Here is a 19,110-nt window from a genome sequence, read left to right as displayed (position 1 = left end):
CCTACGAGAGAGACGCCAATCCGCGTCAGGAGACCTGCATGGCATTCATCGTCACCGAGAACTGCATTCGCTGCAAATACACCGACTGCGTGGAAGTCTGCCCGGTGGATTGCTTCTACGAAGGCCCGAACTTCCTGGTGATCAACCCGGATGAGTGCATTGACTGCGCGCTGTGTGAGCCGGAATGCCCCGCCGAAGCCATCTTCTCCGAAGATGAAGTGCCGGAGAACCAGAAGGAATTCATCGAGCTGAATGCCGATCTGGCCGAAGTCTGGCCGAACATCAGCGAGAAGAAGGACGCCATGGAAGACGCCGAGAAGTGGGATGGTGTCGATGGCAAGCTTGAGTATCTGGAGCAGTAAGCCCCTCAAGCAAACCGCATCTCACGTGGCAAGCGGCTTGCCCGCCCTGACCGGGCAAGCCCGGGTCTCACGACAGAAACGGCAGCGATTCCCCCGGGAGCCGCTGCCGTTTCTGTATCTGATGCTTGAAGTCGGTGCCTGAAGTCGGAGACTCAAGCTCATGTCAGGAGCTCAGCCCCCTGACATCCGGGCATAAAAAAGGGCGACCCCGTAAGGTCGCCCGCTCCAAGCGTGTCCCTGTCGATCCATCCTGGATCGCACTCCTGAGTGCTGTCCCTGCCCTTCACGACGTCCTGTCATTCGGGGCGCACCGTCACGCGTGGCGGGCATTGCAGCACTGCTCGCGCAGCTGTCCCACCGCAATGCCCGTTAGTGCAGATATTTGCCTGTCCTGCTGTCCTGCCCATGCATTGCCCGGCGTCCTGCCTGTACCGCTCCCTGCCTGTGCAGCTGACAGCCTCACGACATTCCTTGTCCGACCATCCTTGTCGTGGCTTCCTGCCACTTGATGCTGCCGCTGTCTGCCCCATCATTCCTGACGCGGATGATGTCCCGTCATCCGTCACTTCCTGTGAAGGGCAAGCTTCCTGACTGCATATCAGAGCCTGGGGCTCTTCGACACTCCGTGTCGTTATCGTGCTTCCTGCCTGTGTGGCGCTTCCCATCGCCGACGGATCATCCTGATCCTGACACACTCCGGTGTCATGCCCGCTATCCTTGCTTCCCTGGCATCTCTCGCCTGACTCCTTCAAGCGAAGATATGCAGCTCTCTGCTACCGACGTCCATGTCAGGTCCTTTTCCGCCGAGCGTCCTGCTCAGCGGGGCGAAACGTCCTGTCTCGCCATCAAGTCTTTTCTGATCATCCCGTTGGCATCCTGCCGAGACTGCGGTGTCCCGCCGCACCCTCACGTCCATGCAGCCATTCTGGGCAGCATTCGCCGGCGAGGCAACTAGCCAAACCGCTTAACCCGCTATACCTGAACAGGCCGTCAAAGAAAATATATTCAATAAAATCAAATAGATATTGAAGAACATACGTTCATATCCGCAGGCAACTCGCAGCCAGTGTCTCGATTGTCCTGCGGGATTTGTAAGAGATGGCTTACACGAAATCAGTGCCTGAAAGCGGCCTGTTTCCTGCCTCCCCCTCAAACGCACGCAATCATCGCCTGCAATGCACAACGGGGCCGTGCCAGAAGGCACGACCCCGTTGCAAGTTACCTCTGCGATGCTGGGCGTTGAGCCCTCTCATCACAGGCGATTACTGACCCTTGATCTCTTTCAGGCCGTTGTAAGCCACGTCACCCAGCTGCTGCTCGATCACCAGCAGACGGTTGTACTTGGCGACACGGTCAGAGCGGCACAGAGAGCCGGTCTTGATCTGGCCAGCACAGGTACCGACGGCGAGGTCGGCGATGGTGGTATCTTCGGTCTCGCCACTGCGGTGGGAGATGACCGCGGTGAAGCCGGCGGCCTGCGCCATCTTGATCGCATCCAGGGTCTCGGACAGCGAGCCGATCTGGTTGAACTTGATCAGGATGGAGTTGCCGATGCCTTCATCGATACCACGGCTCAGGATGCGCGTGTTGGTGACGAACAGATCGTCGCCGACCAGCTGCACCTTGTCGCCCAGCTCGTCGGTCAGCATCTTCCAGCCTTCCCAGTCGGACTCATCCATGCCGTCTTCGATGGAGACGATCGGATATTCCGCGGCCAGGCCGGCCAGATAGTCGACGAAACCACGTGCGTCGAAGCTCTTGCCTTCGCCGGACAGGTTGTACTGACCGTCCTTGTAGAACTCGGAAGACGCGCAATCCAGCGCCAGGGTCACATCGGTGCCCAAGGTGTAGCCCGCATCGCTGACGGCCTGCTTGATGACGGCCAGTGCTTCGGAGTTGGACGCAAGGTTCGGTGCAAAGCCACCTTCATCGCCCACGGAGGTGCTCAGCTCGCGACCCTGCAGCACCTTCTTCAGCGCGTGGAAGATCTCGGCGCCGGTGCGCAGTGCTTCACGGAAGGTCGGCGCGCCGACCGGCTGGACCATGAACTCCTGGATGTCGACATTGTTGTCGGCATGTTCACCGCCGTTGATGATGTTCATCATCGGCACCGGCATGGAGTACTGGCCTGGCTGGCCGTAGAGCTCAGCGATGTGAGCGTAGAGCTCGATGCCCTTGGCCTGCGCTGCCGCCTTGGCAGCCGCCAGAGAGACGGCAAGAATCGCGTTGGCACCCAGCGATTCCTTGTTCTCGGTACCGTCCAGCGCCAGCATGGCATCGTCCAGCGCGCGCTGGTCGAGTGCATCCATGCCCACGAGGCGCTCGCGGATCGCGCCATTGACGGCTTCGACTGCCTTCAGCACGCCCTTGCCCAGATAACGGCTCTTGTCGCCATCACGCAATTCCAGCGCTTCACGCGAACCGGTGGAGGCACCGGAAGGAGCGCAGGCACTGGCGCGTTGGCCACCCTCCAGCACGACCTCGGCCTGTACGGTCGGGTTACCACGGGAATCGAGCACCTCAAGGGCGCGGATTTCGACGATATTGGCCATCTTGTGTCGTCCTCTACACGGGGGATTGAAACACCACGACGGGCATCTTGCCCATAGTGCAAAAAGGCCGCTCACACAGGGGTGAACGGCCAGTAGTCCTGCTCAACGAATGTCCAGCGGCGCGAAGCCCTTGACCAGCGCATCCAGCGATTGAAGCTGGCGCAGGAAGGGTTCGAGCTGGTCCAGCGGCAAGGCGCAGGGGCCATCACACTTGGCGTTGTCCGGGTCCGGATGCGCTTCGAGGAACAGACCCGCCAACCCCAATGCGACACCGGAGCGTGCCAGATCGAAGACCTGCTCACGACGGCCGCCAGCGGAATCGGCTCGCCCGCCCGGGCGCTGCAGCGAGTGGGTGACATCGAACAATACCGGCAGGCCGCTATCCTTCATCTCGGCCATGCCGAGCATGTCGACCACCAGGTTGTTGTAACCGAAGCTGGAGCCACGCTCGCACAGCAGAATCCGGTCATTGCCCGCTTCACCGCACTTGGCGACGATGTGGCGCATCTCGTGCGGCGCGAGGAACTGCGGCTTCTTGACGTTGATGACGGCGCCGGTGCGCGCCATGGCCACGACCAGGTCCGTCTGCCGCGCCAGGAAGGCCGGCAGCTGGATGACATCGGCCACTTCTGCCACGGCCGCCGCCTGATGCGGCTCATGCACGTCCGTGATGATCGGCACACCGAAGCGCGACTTGATCTCGGCCAGAATCTCGAGCCCCTTCTCCATCCCGGGACCGCGGTAGGAGTGCATGGAGCTGCGGTTGGCCTTGTCGAAGCTGGCCTTGAAGACGTACGGCATGCCCAGGCGTGACGTCACTTCGACGTACTGCTCGGCGACTTCCAGCGCCAGCTCCCGCGATTCGAGCACGTTCATGCCACCGAAAAGCGTCATCGGACGATCGTTGGCGACTTGCAGACCCGCAAATTCGATCACGCGTTGTTCGTTGCTCATCTCTGCACCGTCCATCAAATCGTTGTCCATCGGCAGTCTGCCTGATGATGCTCTGGCGAACATCAATACATGCAACCACCGCGGAGAAGACCTACGGGCGCCACCCGAGGTGGCGCCCGCTCAACACCCTATCACTCGCCGCGAGTACGCGCCGCCTTGTGATTGAGCGCGGCATTCACGAAGCCGGTGAACAGCGGATGGCCATCACGCGGCGTGGAGGTGAATTCCGGGTGGAACTGACATGCCACGAACCACGGGTGATCCGGCAGCTCGACCATCTCGACCAGCGAGTTGTCGACGCTGCGACCGGAGAAGATCAGGCCCGCTTCTTCCAGGGCCGGCACGAACTGGTCGTTGACCTCATAGCGGTGACGGTGACGCTCGACGATCTCGTCGCTGCCATAGGCCTGATGCGCCTTGGAGCCGTTGAGCAGGCTGCAGGCCTGGCCGCCGAGACGCATGGTGCCGCCCAGATCAGACGCCGCGTCGCGGGTCTCGATCTTGCCTTCCGGCGTCAGCCACTCGGTGATCAGACCGACCACAGGGTGCTGGGTGTCATGGGTGAACTCGGTGGAGTTGGCATCGCTCCAGCCCGCCACGTTACGCGCGAACTCGATGACGGCAACCTGCATGCCCAGGCAGATGCCCAGATATGGCACCTTGTTCTCACGCGCGAAGCGCGCAGTGGCGATCTTGCCTTCCACACCACGCTCGCCGAAGCCGCCCGGTACCAGCACCGCGTCCTTGCCGATCAGACGGTCGGTGCCGTTGCGCTCGATTTCCTCGGAGTCGATGAAGTCGACGTTGACCTTCACACGCCCCTGGATACCGGCGTGGATCAGCGCCTCGTTCAGCGACTTGTAGGCGTCGAGCAGCTCCATGTACTTGCCGACCATCGCGATGTTGATGGTCTTGAGCGGGTTGAGCTTGGCGTCGAGCACCGCGACCCACTCGGACATGTCGGCCTCTTTGGCCTCCAGGCGGAACTTGTCGCAGACGATCTCATCGAGGCCGGCTTCGTGGAGCATCAACGGAATGCGATAGATGGTGTCGGCATCCTGCAGGGAGACGACGGCACGCTCTTCGACGTTGGTGAACAGCGAGATCTTGCGACGCTCACTTTCCTCGATCTCGACTTCGCTGCGGCAGATCAGGATATCCGGCTGGATACCGATGGAGCGCAGCTCCTTGACGCTGTGCTGGGTCGGCTTGGTCTTGGTCTCGCCGGCCGTCTTGATGTACGGCACCAGCGTCAGGTGCATGAAGAGCGCACGCTCGCCACCCAGCTGCGCACGCAGCTGACGGATGGACTCCAGGAACGGCAGCGACTCGATGTCACCTACGGTACCGCCGATCTCGACCAGTGCGACGTCATAGCCTTCACCGCCGGCGATCACGCGACGCTTGATCTCGTCGGTGATGTGCGGGATGACCTGCACCGTTCCACCGAGGTAGTCACCACGGCGCTCCTTGCGCAGCACGTGCTCGTAGACGCGACCGGTGGTGAAGTTGTTGCCCTGGGTCATGCGCGAGCGGATGAAACGCTCGTAGTGACCGAGGTCGAGGTCGGTTTCCGCGCCATCTTCGGTGACAAAGACTTCGCCGTGCTGGAACGGGCTCATGGTGCCCGGATCGACGTTGATGTACGGATCCAGCTTGAGGATGGTGACCTTGAGGCCACGGGCCTCGAGAATAGCCGCCAGCGAAGCGGATGCGATGCCCTTGCCAAGCGAGGACACAACGCCGCCCGTCACGAAGATAAATCGTGTCATGGAAACCTGCCGAAAACGTGAGCTGTAGGAGAGATCCGGGGGAACGGATCAGGATGGGTCGCCAGTCTAGCGGAAAGGCTGCTCCGGCTCAATTTGAATGCCACCACCTGCCCATCTCGCGTCACCATCCGATGCACCCGCCATAACGCATCAGACCCGCCGTGGCGGGCCTGATGCGTGACGTCACATGACCTTCACACTTCCAGGAAATCAAGAATCCCTTCAGCGGCACGGCGACCTTCATCGATGGCGGTCACCACCAGATCGGAGCCGCGCACCATGTCACCGCCAGCGAACACCTTGGCGTTGGTGGTCTGGAAGGCATGACGCTCGGCGCTGGTCGCGATGCGGCCACGCTCATCGACGGCGATGTCGAAGTCGGCGAACCACGGCGCAGGGCTTGCCTGGAAGCCGAAGGCCACGACCACGGCATCCGCCGGCAGAATCTCTTCGGAACCCGGCACCACTTCCGGACGCTGACGGCCATTGGCATCCGGCTCACCCAGACGGGTGCGCACGACCTTGACGCCTTCGACCTTGCCATCGCCGACCACTGCCACCGGCTGACGGTTGAAGAGGAAATCGACGCCCTCTTCGCGGGCATTGGTCACCTCACGACGTGAGCCCGGCATGTTGGCCTCGTCACGACGGTAGGCGCAGGTCACGCTTTCCGCGCCCTGGCGGATGGAGGTGCGGTTGCAGTCCATCGCGGTATCACCACCGCCGAGCACCACGACCTTCTTGCCTTCCATGGAGACGTAATCCGCCGGGTCCTTCTCGAAGCCCAGACAGTGATTGACGTTGGCGATCAGGAAGTCGAGCGCCTTGTGCACGCCCGGCAGATCCTCGCCCGGGAAGCCGCCGCTCATGGCGTTGTAGGTCCCCATGCCCAGGAAGACGGCATCGTATTCCTCGAGCAGTGCATCGAAGGTCACATCACGCCCGACCTCGACGTTGAGACGGAACTCCATGCCCATCTCTTCGAAGATCTCGCGGCGACGCGTCATCACGCCCTTCTCGAGCTTGAACTCCGGGATACCGAAGGTCAGCAGACCGCCGATTTCCGGATGGCGATCATAGATCACCGGACGCACGCCATTGCGCACCAGGATATCGGCGGCACCGAGACCCGCCGGGCCTGCACCGATGATGGCGACGCGCTTGTCGGTCCAGCTGACCTTGGACATGTCGGGGCGCCAGCCCATCGCGAAGGCGGTGTCGGTGATGTACTTCTCCACCGAGCCGATGGTGACGGCACCGAAGCCGTCATTCAGGGTGCAGTCGCCCTCGCAGAGACGGTCCTGCGGGCAGACGCGACCACAGACTTCCGGCAGCGAGTTGGTCTGGTGCGAAAGCTCGGCAGCTTCGAGGATGTTGCCCTCGGAGACCAGCTTCAGCCAGTTGGGAATGTAGTTGTGTACCGGGCACTTCCACTCACAGTAGGGATTGCCACAGCCCAGGCAGCGATGCGCCTGGCTGGCGGCTTCTACCGGCTTGAACTCGGCATAGATCTCGTTGAACTCACGTGCGCGCACGCGAGCATCTTTCTTCTGCGGGTCCTGACGACCCACATCGATGAACTGGAAGTCGTTGGCGAGCTGATTGGCCATGATGAATCCTCCTTCAAAATCCGGGCACCGTCGCGGTGCGGGCCCTCACCCGAGGCATGCTGGGGTGAGGGATGCGATCACTCCGGCTGACGCCGTGACTGGTCCAGCAGGCCGTTGAGGCTTGCCGCCTTCGGCTTGACCAACCAGAAGTGACGCACGAAGTCAGGGAAATCACGCAGGATGTCGCGCCCGCGCTCGGAGCCGGTCTCGGCCACATATTCCTCGATGACTTCGCGCAGATGGCGACGATAGGCCTCCATGGCTTCGGTATTGATGCGGTGGATTTCCACCAGCTCGTGGTTGTACTTGTCGACGAAGTCGCGATTCTCGTCCAGCACGTAGGCGAAGCCGCCGGTCATGCCCGCACCGAAGTTGACGCCTGTCTCGCCCAGCACGCACACCAGACCACCGGTCATGTACTCACAGCAGTGGTCACCCGCGCCTTCGATCACGGCGTGCGCACCGGAGTTGCGCACCCCGAAGCGCTCGCCGGCGGTGCCTGCGGCATACAGCCGCCCGCCGGTCGCGCCGTACAGGCAGGTGTTGCCGATGATGGCGGTCTTGTGGCTCTCGAAGCGCGAACCACGCGGCGGCACGATGGTCAGCTTGCCGCCGTTCATGCCCTTGCCGACATAGTCGTTGGCGTCGCCTTCCAGATGCATCTCGAGTCCGTGCGCGTTCCAGACACCGAAGCTCTGGCCTGCCACACCGGTCAGGCTGACCTTGAGCGGCGAGCCTGCCAGCCCGGCCTCGCCATAGCGCTTGGCGATTTCACCCGAGACACGCGCGCCCACCGAGCGATCACAGTTGGTGACATGGAAGCTGAACTCGCCACCGCTGCGGCTGTCGATCGCCGATTCCATCGCGGCCAGCATCTCGAGGTTCTTGGCGCCGGGATCATGCGGCTCATTGCGGCTGACCTGGCAGAACTGCGGCGCGTCCTTGGGCACGAAGTCATTGCCCAGCAACGGCGTGAGGTCGAGACGACGCTGCGCGTTGGTCTCGCCTTCCAGCACTTCGAGCAGATCGGTACGACCGATCAGGTCGGTGATCTGACGCACGCCCAGCAGTGCCATCAGCTCGCGCACTTCCTCGGCGATGAAGCGGAAGTAGTGCTTGACCATCTCGACGGTGCCGCGGAAATGCTCGTCACGCAGCGCCTGGTGCTGGGTCGCGACACCGGTGGCACAGTTGTTCAGGTGGCAGATACGCAGGTACTTGCAGCCCAGCGCGACCATCGGCGCGGTACCGAAGCCGAAGCTCTCGGCGCCCAGGATCGCGGCCTTGACCACGTCCAGGCCGGTCTTGAGGCCACCATCCGTCTGCAGACGGATCTTGTGGCGCAGCTGGTTGATGCGCAGCGCCTGATGCACCTCGGGTAGCCCCAGCTCCCACGGGGAACCAGCGTGCTTGATCGAGGTGATCGGGCTGGCCGCGGTGCCGCCGTCATAGCCGGAGACGGTGATCAGATCGGCGTACGCCTTGGCGACACCGGTGGCGATGGTGCCGATCCCCGGCTCGGAGACCAGCTTGACCGAGACCTGCGCCGACGGATTGACCTGCTTGAGATCGAAGATCAGCTGCGCCAGATCCTCGATGGAATAGATATCGTGGTGCGGCGGCGGCGAGATCAGTGTCACCCCCGGCACGGCGTAGCGCAGACGTGCGATCAGGTCGTTGACCTTGCCGCCCGGCAGCTGACCGCCCTCACCGGGCTTGGCGCCCTGTGCGACCTTGATCTGCAGTACCTCGGCATTGACCAGGTACGCCGGCGTGACACCGAAGCGACCGGAGGCGATCTGCTTGATCTTGGAGGAGCGCACGGTGCCGTAACGCGCCGGGTCCTCACCACCCTCACCGGAGTTGGAGCGCCCACCGGCCTCATTCATGGCCTGGGCCAGCGCTTCATGTGCCTCGGGAGACAGTGCACCAAGCGACATGCCGGCACTGTCGAAGCGCGGCAACAGGGACTCGACGGACTCGACTTCCTCGATCGGCAGCGGCTCGGCGACCGGCTTGAGGGTCAGCAGGTCACGAATGGTCGCCACCGGGCGCTCGTTGACCAGGCGCGCGAATTCCTTCCACTTGCCGTAGTCACCCTGCTGCACGGCCTGCTGCAGCTTCACCACCACATCCGGGTTGTAGGCGTGGTATTCGCCACCATGCACGTACTTGACCAGTCCGCCCTGCTTGATGCGCTTGCGCGGCAGCCAGGCTTCACGGGCCAGCAGCTCCTGCTGGAACTGCAGCTCGGCAAAGCCGGCACCTTCGATGCGCGAGGCCATGCCGGTGAAGCACATGTCCATGACTTCACTGTTGAGGCCGACCGCCTCGAACAGCTGCGAGCCACGGTAGGAGCCGATGTGCGAGATGCCCATCTTGGACAGGATCTTGTAGAGCCCCTTCTGCATGCCCTTGCGATAGTTCTCGCGGGCATCTGCCGGGTTGCCGGACAGCTCGCCGGTGCGATGCATGTCAGCCATCACCTGATAGGCAAGGTACGGGTAGACCGCCGTGGCGCCCACCCCGAACAGCACTGCCATCTGGTGCGCGTCACGCGCATAGCCGGTCTCGATCACCAGGTTGACGCGCGGGCGCAGGGCCAGTGCACCGAGATGATGATGGATGGCGCCGGTCGCCAGAGCGGCGTGGATTGGCAGCTGCCCCTTCTTCAAGCCACAGTCGCTGAGTACCAGGATCACCTTGCCATTGCGCGCCGCTTCCTCAGCCTGCTGGCAGAGGCCCTTGAGGGCCTGCTTGAGGGAGTCCTGCGCCGGATCGTAGTGCAGCTTGAGCGTCTGCGAGGTGAAGGCCGGATCTTCGTGATTGACCAGCGCATTGAACTTGCGCGGTGACAGCACCGGCGTGGTCAGGATCAGGCGATGCGCGTGCTCCGGCGTCGCGTCGAAGATGTTGAGCTCGGCACCACAGCAGGTCTCCAGCGACATCACGATCGCTTCGCGCAGCGGATCGATCGGCGGGTTGGTGACCTGGGCGAACTTCTGACGGAAGTAGTCGGTCAGCACGCGGTTCTGGCGCGACAGCACGGCCATCGGCGTGTCATCGCCCATGGAGCCGACCGCCTCCTGACCGCTCTCGGCCAGCGGGCGCAGCAGCTGATCGCGCTCCTCGAAGCTGACCTGGAACATCTTCTGGTAGACGTCCAGCTGATCGGCATCCATCGGCTGGAAACGCGCCAGCTCGGTCAGTGCCGACTCGAGATAGTTGGCGTTCTCGCGCAGCCAGCGCTTGTAGGGATGCGCGCCCTTGAGGCGCTCACTGACCTGATCGGTGTGCAGCACTTCACCGGTCTCGGTATCGACACCCAGCACCTGACCCGGCCCGACGCGCCCCTTGGCGACGACATCTTCCGGCTTGTAGTCGTAGGTGCCGATCTCGGAAGCCAGGGTGATGAAACCATTGCGCGTGATGACCCAACGCGCCGGACGCAGGCCGTTGCGGTCCAGCATGCACACGGCGTGGCGACCGTCGGTGAGCACGATGCCCGCCGGGCCGTCCCAGGCCTCCATGTGCATGGAGTTGTATTCATAGAAGGCACGCAGATCGGAGTCCATCTGCTCGACGTTCTGCCACGCCGGCGGCACCATCATGCGGATGGCGCGATAGATATCCATGCCACCGGTCAGCAGGACTTCCAGCATGTTGTCCATGCTGGAGGAATCGGAGCCGACAGTGTTGACGATCTCGTCCAGCTCGGCGATCTCGGGCAGCTGCTCGGAGACGAAGTTCTCCTTGCGCGCGTTGGCCCAGCCGCGGTTGGCCTCGATGGTGTTGATCTCGCCATTGTGGGCGAGGAAGCGGAACGGCTGGGCCAGCGGCCAGCGCGGCGCGGTGTTGGTCGAGAAGCGCTGGTGGAAGACACAGATCGCGGTCTCGAGGCGCGGGTCGCCCAGGTCCTTGTAGAAGCGCGGAAGGTCTTCCGGCATCACCAGACCCTTGAAGGAGATGACCTTGCCGGAGAGCGAGCAGACGTAGAAGTCCTCTTCGCTCTTCAGCGCCTGCTCGGCATAGCGACGCGCCATGAACAGATCGACATTGAAGGCGATGTCAGTGCGCTCGTCGGCGGCGCCGACGAAGACCTGACGGATGCGCGGCAGGCAGTCGCGGGCCATCGGGCCGCACACGCTGTCATCTACCGGCATGTCGCGCCAGCCCAGCACCTCGAGATTGCGCGCGCTCAGCGCCGACTCGAAGGCGTCACGCGCGGACTGTTCACGCGCGTCATCGTCAGGCAGGAAAAGCGTGCCGACGGCATAGCGGGCGCCCAGTTCCAGCCCGAGGGTCTCTCGAGCGATCTGGCGCATGAAGCCGTCCGGCATCTTGAGCAGCAGGCCACAGCCATCGCCGGTCTTGCCGTCAGCGGCAATCCCGCCACGGTGGGTCATGCAGGTCAGGGATTCAATGGCGGTCTGCAGGAGTTCGTGGCTCGCCTGCCCTTCCATATGGGCGATCAGACCGAAGCCGCAGTTGTCGCGGAACTCTCCCGGATGGTGGAGACCTTTGTTCATGGGGCGTGCCTCACGGAGAAATCATGTGTCCAGATGCTTTTTTTCAAGCATTTTCCCGGTTATAGTTATCGGTTATCTTTATTTTTATACCTGCCGATAGTGGCGCCATCAGTGTCGCTACACGACGCCAGATTTCCCTCGAGCATATCCCCCAGCTTCCCGCCTGCGCAATTCTCCACAGGTCGCCCATCGACCAAAAAAACCTGACAAAACCGAAGGTTAGAAGAACCTTCAACCAAAAAACCCTGTAGGCTCAAGCGCTTAGCGGGTAGACATGCCTCATGAATTTCGCCTTGCAACTTTAGTATTGGTTGAATAAAAAACAGCGTTTTTATTCGATTTACCCCATACCGATTACGCATACGGCATACCAATTCAGGAATCACTCTCCACCATTGACTCCGCCACGGCGCGCTGACACCCGTCAAAAGAAAAGCCGCCACCCAGAGGGTGACGGCTTGCGTGGTCGTGCAGCGCCCATGTACCAGCCGTTGGCTGGCCGGGATATCAGCGAGAGCTGCGTGGCCAGTGCTCCAGCATGTCGGCCAGCACACCGGCTGGCGCCTCTTCGGTAATCACCGCTCGGCCGATACGCTCAAGCAGGATCAGGCGCAGACGGCCATCGACATTCTTCTTGTCCAGCTGCATGTGCTTGAGGAAGTCCTCGACGCCCATGTCTTCCGGAGCCGCCAGCGGCAAGCCTGCCTTGGCGATGATGTGCGAGACACGCTCCACATCCCCACTCGACAGCCAGCCCATGCGCGCCGAAAGCTCAGCCGCCATCAGCATGCCGGTGCCGACGGCTTCGCCGTGCAGCCAGACGCCATAGCCCTGGTCCGTCTCGATGGCATGCCCGAAGGTGTGACCCAGATTGAGCAGCGCACGCACGCCCTGCTCTGTCTCGTCCTGCGCCACGACATCCGCCTTGATGGCACAGCTGCGGCGAATGGCTTCACCGAGCAGGGTCTCGTCCAGCGCCATCAGGGCCGTCATGTTGTCTTCAAGCCAGCTCAGGAAGCTTTCATCCCACAGCAGACCATACTTGATAACCTCGGCCATGCCCGCTGACAGCTCACGCTGCGGCAATGTCTTGAGGCTTGCGGTATCGATCAGCACCAGACGCGGCTGCCAGAAGGCGCCCAGCATGTTCTTGCCGCGCGGATGGTTGACGCCGGTCTTGCCGCCCACCGAGGAATCCACCTGCGACAGCAGCGTGGTCGGCACCTGGATGAAGGCTGCGCCCCGCTGATAGCAGGCCGCCGCGAAGCCGGTCATGTCACCGATCACACCGCCACCGAGGGCGATCAGGGTGCAGCGGCGATTGAAGCCGGCCTCGAGCAGGGCATCCCAGATCAGGCCGATGCTGGCCATGTGCTTGGTCTGCTCACCGTCGTCGAGAATGACCTCGCGGATATCGAGCCCCTCGCCCAACGAGGCCTTCAGTGCGTCCAGATACAGCGGTGCCACCACGGTGTTGGTGACGATCATCACCTGACGCCCCGCAAGGTGCTCCCGAATCAGATCACCACGTGCGGTCAGGCCCGGCCCGATATGAATGGGGTAACTACGCTCGCCGAGCGCGACATCAAGACGATGAGCAGGTGCCAGGGACATCAGAATTCTCCTTGGGCGAAACAGATGACAGCGACTGATGCCCGCCAGGGCCACCAGCCGCTGATGAGACTAGCCAGGGGCGTGCAACGGGTCCGCCAGTGCCTTGATGCGGCGACGGATCTCGTTGGTGACCGCCCGAGGGCTGCGCCGATCGGTACGCACGATGATATCGGCCGTCTCGCGGTAGAGCGGGTCACGCAACTCGAACAGGCGCTTGAGCACCCGCCCGGGGTCATCCTGCTGCAACAGCGGACGATTGCGATCACGGCCGGCTCGCTTGAGCTGCTGTTCGACAGGCGCGTAGAGATACACGACAGTGCCGCGTTCGCGCAGTACGCGCCGATTGGCCTCCGCCATGATGGCGCCACCACCGGTGGCCATCACGACTTCCCTGAGCGAGGTCAGCTCATCGATGACAGCCTGCTCACGTTCACGAAAGCCGGACTCGCCCTCGACGTCGAAAATCCACGGAATGCTGGCTCCGCAGCGGTCTTCAATCACATGGTCGCTATCGCAAAATTCACGATGCAAGTCGGCCGCCAGCAGGCGGCCGATAGTGCTCTTGCCGGCCCCCATGGGGCCGACAAGGAATACGTTGGGAATCACATGCATCAGCGCACCGCCAGGCCGTCCTCGATGATCTTCGGGGTAATGAATACCAGCAATTCTACCTTCTCGTTGGACTCTTCGGTATAGCGGAACAGATTCCCGATCACCGGCAGGTCCCCGAGGAAGGGCGTCTTGAAGACGCTGCGAATCTGCTCGGAGGTCAGAATGCCGCCCAGTACCACGGTTTCGCCGTCATTGACCAGCACCTGCGTCTCGATTTCATTGGTATCGATGGCCGGTTCGCCATTGAAGCTGTCATCGGAGACATCGTCATTGTTGATCAACAGATCCATGATGATGCGGTTGTCAGGCGTGATCTGCGGCGTCACTTCCAATGCCAGCACCGCTTCCTTGAACTCGATGTTGGTCGCACCGCTGGAGGTCGCCTCCTCGTAGGGAATTTCCTGACCCTGCTTGATGACGGCCTTCTTCTGGTTGGCGGTGATGATCTTGGGCTGGGAGATGGTCTGGCTCTTGCCTTCGCTTTCCAGCGCCGAGAGCTCCAGGTCCAGCAGGATATCGCCGGACAGGTAACCGAAGCTGAAGGTGCTGCCCGGATCACTGTCATCGCCGAGATTGACACTCAGGCCGCCATCACTGGTCGTACCGGTCGACGCGCCTTCCAGGCCGAACTTGCCGTTGCTGCTGTTGGAAAGCCCCCAATTGACACCGATCTCGCTGGAGACGCTGCTGCGTGCGATGACGATGCGCGCCTCGATCTGCACCTGACGCACCGGGATATCGAGATATTCCAACGTGCCGCGAATGGACTCGAGCGTATCGCGGGTATCCTGGATCAGCATGGTGTTGGTGCGCTCATCGACCATCACGCGGCCCCGCTCGGACAGCAGACCGATACCGCCTTCACCACGCAGCAACGCCGCCAGATCCGCCGCCTTGGCATAACGCACCTGGATGTATTCGGTGGTCATCGGCGCCAGTTCCTTGACCTGCTGATTCGCCTCGAGCTCCTTGCGCTCCAGTGCCGCCAGCTCTTCCGCCGGGGCGACCATCAGCACGTTCCCCATGCGACGACTGGCCAGACCGTTGGACTTGAGCACCAGATCCAGCGCCTGATCCCAGGGCACTTCCTTCAGGTTCAGGGTCACGTTGCCGGTGACGTTGTCACTGGCGACCAGATTGAGCCCCGTGAAGTCAGCGATGATCTGCAGCACGGAGCGCACTTCGATGTTCTGAAAGTTGAGCGAGATCTTCTTGCCGGTGTAGGGGAACTTGTCCTTGATGCGCTCCGCCTGCTCTTCACGCGTCAGCGGCTTGACCTCGAGCACCAGCTCGTTGCCTGCCTGGGTGGCCAGCTGGGTGTAGTAGCCACTGGCATCCACCACCATGCGCACGCCATCACGGGTACGCTGCGGGTCGATACGCGTCACCGGCGTGGCGAAATCGCCGACATCCAGCACCTGATTCATCTCCGGCGGCAGCTTCACGCCCTTGATGTCGACGTAGATCTTGCGCCCGCGCTCGGTAACGCGTGACTCGACGTTGGAGCGGTTGAAGTTGATCACGACGCGACCTTCACCGTCCGTGCCACGACGGAAATCGATGCCACTGACGGCCGGCTCGCTGGCCACTTCCAGGGCACGGTTGTCCGGCGGCACGTTGGCGGCGTTCGCCTGGGAGGCAGCCGCAGGCTGAGCGCCCGGCGCACCGCCCTGCTCGCCGATGATGACGTAGAGGCTGTTGCCCTCGGTGCGCGTGACGTACGGCTTGGACTGGCTGAGCTTCATGACCAGACGCGTGCGCGAGCCGGCCTCCAGCGCCACCAGCTCATCCACGCCGCTGAGCCCCAGGTCGAAGCGACGCTTGTCGAGCTGGCTGCTGGTATCCAGGAGGTCGATGGTGATGCGCGGCGGCGTCTCGATACGGTAGCCCTTGACCTCCGGCACTCCGCCGACGAAGTCGAGCTTGAGCTCCATACGGTCACCCCCGAGGGCGGTGAAGTTGAGATCCTGCAGCGACGACGCAGCCATCGCCACATTCGCCATCAGGCTACCGACTGCCGCCAGCCCCAGCAGACTCATTCGTTGCAATCGCGTCATGTTCCCTAGTCCCCTGTCTCGCCGTGGCTCCGTTCAACCGTCGGGCTGATCGCGCCTTATTCTTATCGAAGCGTTATGGTGTCGGTCGCCAACTCTTGCGGGTCGACCGTTCGTCTTCCGTGACAATATGGCTACTGCCAACGCCAGTGATCTCAACCACCTTGCGACACGGGCTCTTTCAGCGCCATGGCGCGAGACCGCTCTATCCAACCGCCCTGACCATTGGGCACGATTTCCACCATATCGATCTGCGTATCACCGATACGGGTGATCCTGCCGAAGTTGCTGCCCATATGGTTGCCGACCCGCACACGCTGCACTTCCTGCTCCGGCGTCAGAATCAACGCCGAACGCGCGCCATCGACATCCAGCGTCCCGACCATGCTGAGCTGCTCCATCGGCCAGGCTTCCAGTGGTTCACGAGGGCGATCGAGGTCCGGTCGTACACCGTTGTCGACGGCCGTCAGCTCCTCTTCGGGCTCCGGCAGGCGTGACTGGAAAGGACTGCGCGCATCCGCCATGTCATAGGTGACGGGATGATACTCGGGTTGCGGCGGCAACTCCTGCACCTTGCCGGAAGGACGCCCTCTCAAGGACTCGAGCTCCCCCTCCAGCGCGCCCAGCTGCGGATCTCCACAACCCGCCAGCAAAGTGACCAGCAACGCACTTCCCAACACGGTATTTCGACGTGTCATCAGGCTCATTGCTTGCCTCCTGATGTTGCCGGGGTCTGACGATAATTGTAGGTCTTGGCCAGCAGCGAAAGCTCGAGGTCATCGCTGTTGGCGACCGGCGTCAGCACGAAATCATGCAGCGTCACGATGCGTGAAAGCCCCGCGACACCGGAAATGAAGGCGGCGATACGATGATAGTCGCCGCGCACCTTGATATCGAAAGGTTGTTCGACGTAGAAGTTGCGATTCTCCGCTGGCTTCAGACGAATGTACTCGACCGCCAGCTGATTGTTGATCGCCGTCTCGCTGATATCATCCAGCAGCGCCGGGACTTCCGCGTCGGTGGGCAGCATTTCCAGCAGCTGCCCCATGCGGGACTCCAGCTCCACCATCTGCTCGCGCATGGCCGGCAGGTTGGCGGCCTTGAATGCCTTGCTCTCGAACTGCTGGAGCAGCTGACTTTCCTGAGCACGCAGACGCTCGAGGTCTTCTGCCTTGGGCGCCGCAAGGAACCAATGGGACGCCCAGAACAGAGCGCCCAGCACGATGAGTGCCAGCACGGCCTGCAGCGTGACCGGCCAGATGCCGGCTTCCTTCAGGTCAAGATCACGAAAATCCGTCGACTTGAGGCGGCGGATTTCAGCATCGATGAAACTCATCGCCGACCTCCTTTCTTGTCATTTTCCGCATCGGCAGCGTTCAGCGCCGACCCCGTCGGGCGCTCCGGAATCATGATGTTGAAGCTGCGCTGATCGTCGTCATTGCTCTGCACATCGGATAGCGTCGGGGTGCCGAAGGAATCCGACAGGGCGATGGCGCGCATCAGGCCCGAGACCTGACGCGTGCTTTCCGCCGTGCCATTCGCCTTGAGCTGGCGCCCGCTGCGACTGATGCTCTGATACCAGGCGCCGTCCACCAGAGACGTCACCAGCTGATTGAAGACCCGCACCGTTTCCGGACGCGAGAACTGCAGACTGCGGATCAGCTCTATCTGGTCGAGCATCTGGGTGCGGCGTGCCTCGATGTCCTCGACTTCCTTGATGTCACGATTGAGGCGGGCCATTTCCTTCTCGATGAAGGCATGGCGCTGCTGCTGCGCCTCGAGCTGGCTCTGGTAATACTCGCTCATGCCATAGCCACCACCGATACCGATGACAGCCGCCAGCGCCAGTATGCCCATGAAGCGCTTGCTGCGCTTCTCACGCCGGTCTTCACGCCAGGAAAGCAGATTGATCTCGATGGTCATGAGCGCTTCCTCATCGCAAGACCGCAGGCCGTGAGCATCGCCGGGGCATCGCCCGCCAGCGCCTGGATGTCGACGCGCGGATTGACGCTCATGTGAGTGAAGGGGTTGGCCATGATCACTTCAAGCCCGGTGTGCTCCGCCAGGCCTTCACGCAGCCCGACGATGGCGGCAGTACCGCCCCCGAGCAGGATACGCTGCACCTCGCGGCGCTTGCCGGCGGTGTAATAGAGCTGCAGTGAGCGTGCGATCTGCTGGATGAGCGTCTCGCGGAACGGACCCAGCACTTCGCTGTCATAGGTATCCGGCAGACCGCCACGCTTCTTGGCCAGGCCCGCCTCATCATTGGAGAGATCGAAGCGATTCATGATCTCGTCCGTCAGCTGACGCCCCCCGAAGACGGCGTCGCGACTGTAGACGATGCGGCCATTCTGGATGACGTGGAAGGCGGTCATCGTCGCGCCGATATCAACGACGGCAACGCACTCTTCGTTGTCGTAGGTCGGCGGCAACTGATGACGCAGCTCGCCAAAGGCGCGCTCGAGGGAGAAGGTCTCGACATCGACGGCAGCCGGCTCGAGGCCGGCCTGGGACAGTGCCGAGGTCAGCTGATCGACATCCAGGCTGCGACACGCCACCAGCAGCAGGTCCTGCTGATCGGGATTGCGCGGATTGACGCCCAGATGCTGGAAGTCGAACGCGACATCGTTCAGCGGAAAGGGAAAGTGCTTCTCGGACTCGAGCGCGATGCGCTGCTCGATCTCGTCATCGGCGAGATTGGCCGGGAAGCTCAGTGTCTTGGTGATGGCAGCGCTCGCGGGAACCGCGACCACGGCACGCTTCGAGCGCGGCTGTGCCTGCTCGACCGCGCGCTTGATGGCCAGCACGACTTCGTCCATGTCCCGTATACGTCGCTCGACGACTGCGCCTTCCTTGAGTGGACGCACCGCATAGCTATCGATCTGGTATCGATTTCCTTGCCTGGACAGCTCCAGGAGCTTCACCGTGGCCGACGTGATATCGACCCCGATGAGTCCCTTGCCGGCGGATTTGAGTCCCAGCAATTGGCGTTCCCCTGCTCTGATGACGATCTTGCCAGACTGGCTGGCCGCCGGTTCCCTGACGACGTTG

Annotated in this window: 13 protein-coding genes; 1 reads left to right on the top strand and 12 read right to left on the bottom strand. The window is 62.3% G+C overall.

Features of this window, described 5'->3' with window-relative positions:
- The first annotated feature begins 38 nt into the window (after window positions 1-38).
- Complete coding sequence (fdxA, locus tag MSG32_RS15340; RefSeq protein WP_043333067.1) at window positions 39-362, top strand: ferredoxin FdxA; 324 nt, start codon at window positions 39-41, stop codon at window positions 360-362.
- Window positions 363-1,624: 1,262 nt separating this feature from the next.
- On the opposite strand, the gene eno is transcribed toward fdxA, so the two are convergent.
- From eno to pilM, 12 genes are all read right to left on the bottom strand, one after another.
- Window positions 1,625-2,914 carry a phosphopyruvate hydratase gene (gene eno / locus MSG32_RS15335; RefSeq protein WP_043332946.1) on the bottom strand — a complete coding sequence of 430 codons (1,290 nt, stop codon included), beginning with the start codon at window positions 2,912-2,914 and terminating at the stop codon, window positions 1,625-1,627.
- 102 nt (window positions 2,915-3,016) lie between these two features.
- Complete coding sequence (gene kdsA, locus MSG32_RS15330; protein ID WP_043333068.1) at window positions 3,017-3,868, bottom strand: 3-deoxy-8-phosphooctulonate synthase; 852 nt, start codon at window positions 3,866-3,868, stop codon at window positions 3,017-3,019.
- A 131-nt stretch (window positions 3,869-3,999) separates the two neighbouring features.
- Window positions 4,000-5,640, bottom strand: a complete 1,641-nt coding sequence (locus MSG32_RS15325; RefSeq protein ID WP_043332948.1) for a CTP synthase — start codon at window positions 5,638-5,640, stop codon at window positions 4,000-4,002.
- Between the two features lie 194 nt (window positions 5,641-5,834).
- Entirely contained in the window at window positions 5,835-7,250 is a 1,416-nt protein-coding gene (locus tag MSG32_RS15320) for an FAD-dependent oxidoreductase (RefSeq protein WP_043332950.1), read from the bottom strand.
- Between the two features lie 77 nt (window positions 7,251-7,327).
- The gene (gene gltB, locus MSG32_RS15315; protein WP_054556504.1) at window positions 7,328-11,779 is read right to left on the bottom strand and encodes a glutamate synthase large subunit; all 4,452 of its coding nucleotides are present in this window, start codon (window positions 11,777-11,779) and stop codon (window positions 7,328-7,330) included.
- A 507-nt stretch (window positions 11,780-12,286) separates the two neighbouring features.
- Window positions 12,287-13,393 (bottom strand): 3-dehydroquinate synthase, encoded by a 1,107-nt coding sequence (aroB, locus tag MSG32_RS15310; RefSeq protein WP_248380556.1) that lies wholly within the window; start codon window positions 13,391-13,393, stop codon window positions 12,287-12,289.
- Between the two features lie 69 nt (window positions 13,394-13,462).
- Window positions 13,463-14,005: a shikimate kinase AroK gene (gene aroK, locus MSG32_RS15305; protein ID WP_054556506.1), complete on the bottom strand. Its 543-nt coding sequence runs from the start codon at window positions 14,003-14,005 to the stop codon at window positions 13,463-13,465.
- Entirely contained in the window at window positions 14,005-16,062 is a 2,058-nt protein-coding gene (locus tag MSG32_RS15300) for a type IV pilus secretin PilQ family protein (RefSeq protein ID WP_248380554.1), read from the bottom strand. Before MSG32_RS15300 ends, aroK begins: the two co-directional genes overlap by 1 nt.
- A gap of 152 nt (window positions 16,063-16,214) precedes the next feature.
- On the bottom strand, window positions 16,215-16,766 hold the full coding sequence (locus MSG32_RS15295) for a pilus assembly protein PilP (protein ID WP_216060542.1): 552 nt from the start codon (window positions 16,764-16,766) through the stop codon (window positions 16,215-16,217).
- Window positions 16,763-17,395, bottom strand: a complete 633-nt coding sequence (locus MSG32_RS15290; protein WP_043332958.1) for a type 4a pilus biogenesis protein PilO — start codon at window positions 17,393-17,395, stop codon at window positions 16,763-16,765. The genes MSG32_RS15295 and MSG32_RS15290 overlap by 4 nt, the downstream gene beginning before the upstream one ends.
- Window positions 17,392-17,982 carry a PilN domain-containing protein gene (locus MSG32_RS15285; protein WP_248380552.1) on the bottom strand — a complete coding sequence of 197 codons (591 nt, stop codon included), beginning with the start codon at window positions 17,980-17,982 and terminating at the stop codon, window positions 17,392-17,394. The genes MSG32_RS15290 and MSG32_RS15285 overlap by 4 nt, the downstream gene beginning before the upstream one ends.
- Window positions 17,979-19,043 (bottom strand): type IV pilus assembly protein PilM, encoded by a 1,065-nt coding sequence (gene pilM, locus MSG32_RS15280; RefSeq protein WP_107335932.1) that lies wholly within the window; start codon window positions 19,041-19,043, stop codon window positions 17,979-17,981. Before pilM ends, MSG32_RS15285 begins: the two co-directional genes overlap by 4 nt.
- Window positions 19,044-19,110 lie beyond the last annotated feature (67 nt).

The sequence above is a fragment of the Cobetia sp. 1CM21F genome (genome assembly GCF_023161745.1).
GTDB lineage: Bacteria > Pseudomonadota > Gammaproteobacteria > Pseudomonadales > Halomonadaceae > Cobetia > Cobetia amphilecti.
Note: the sequence above shows the minus strand (reverse complement) of the source record. Positions and strands in the feature narration are given on the sequence as shown.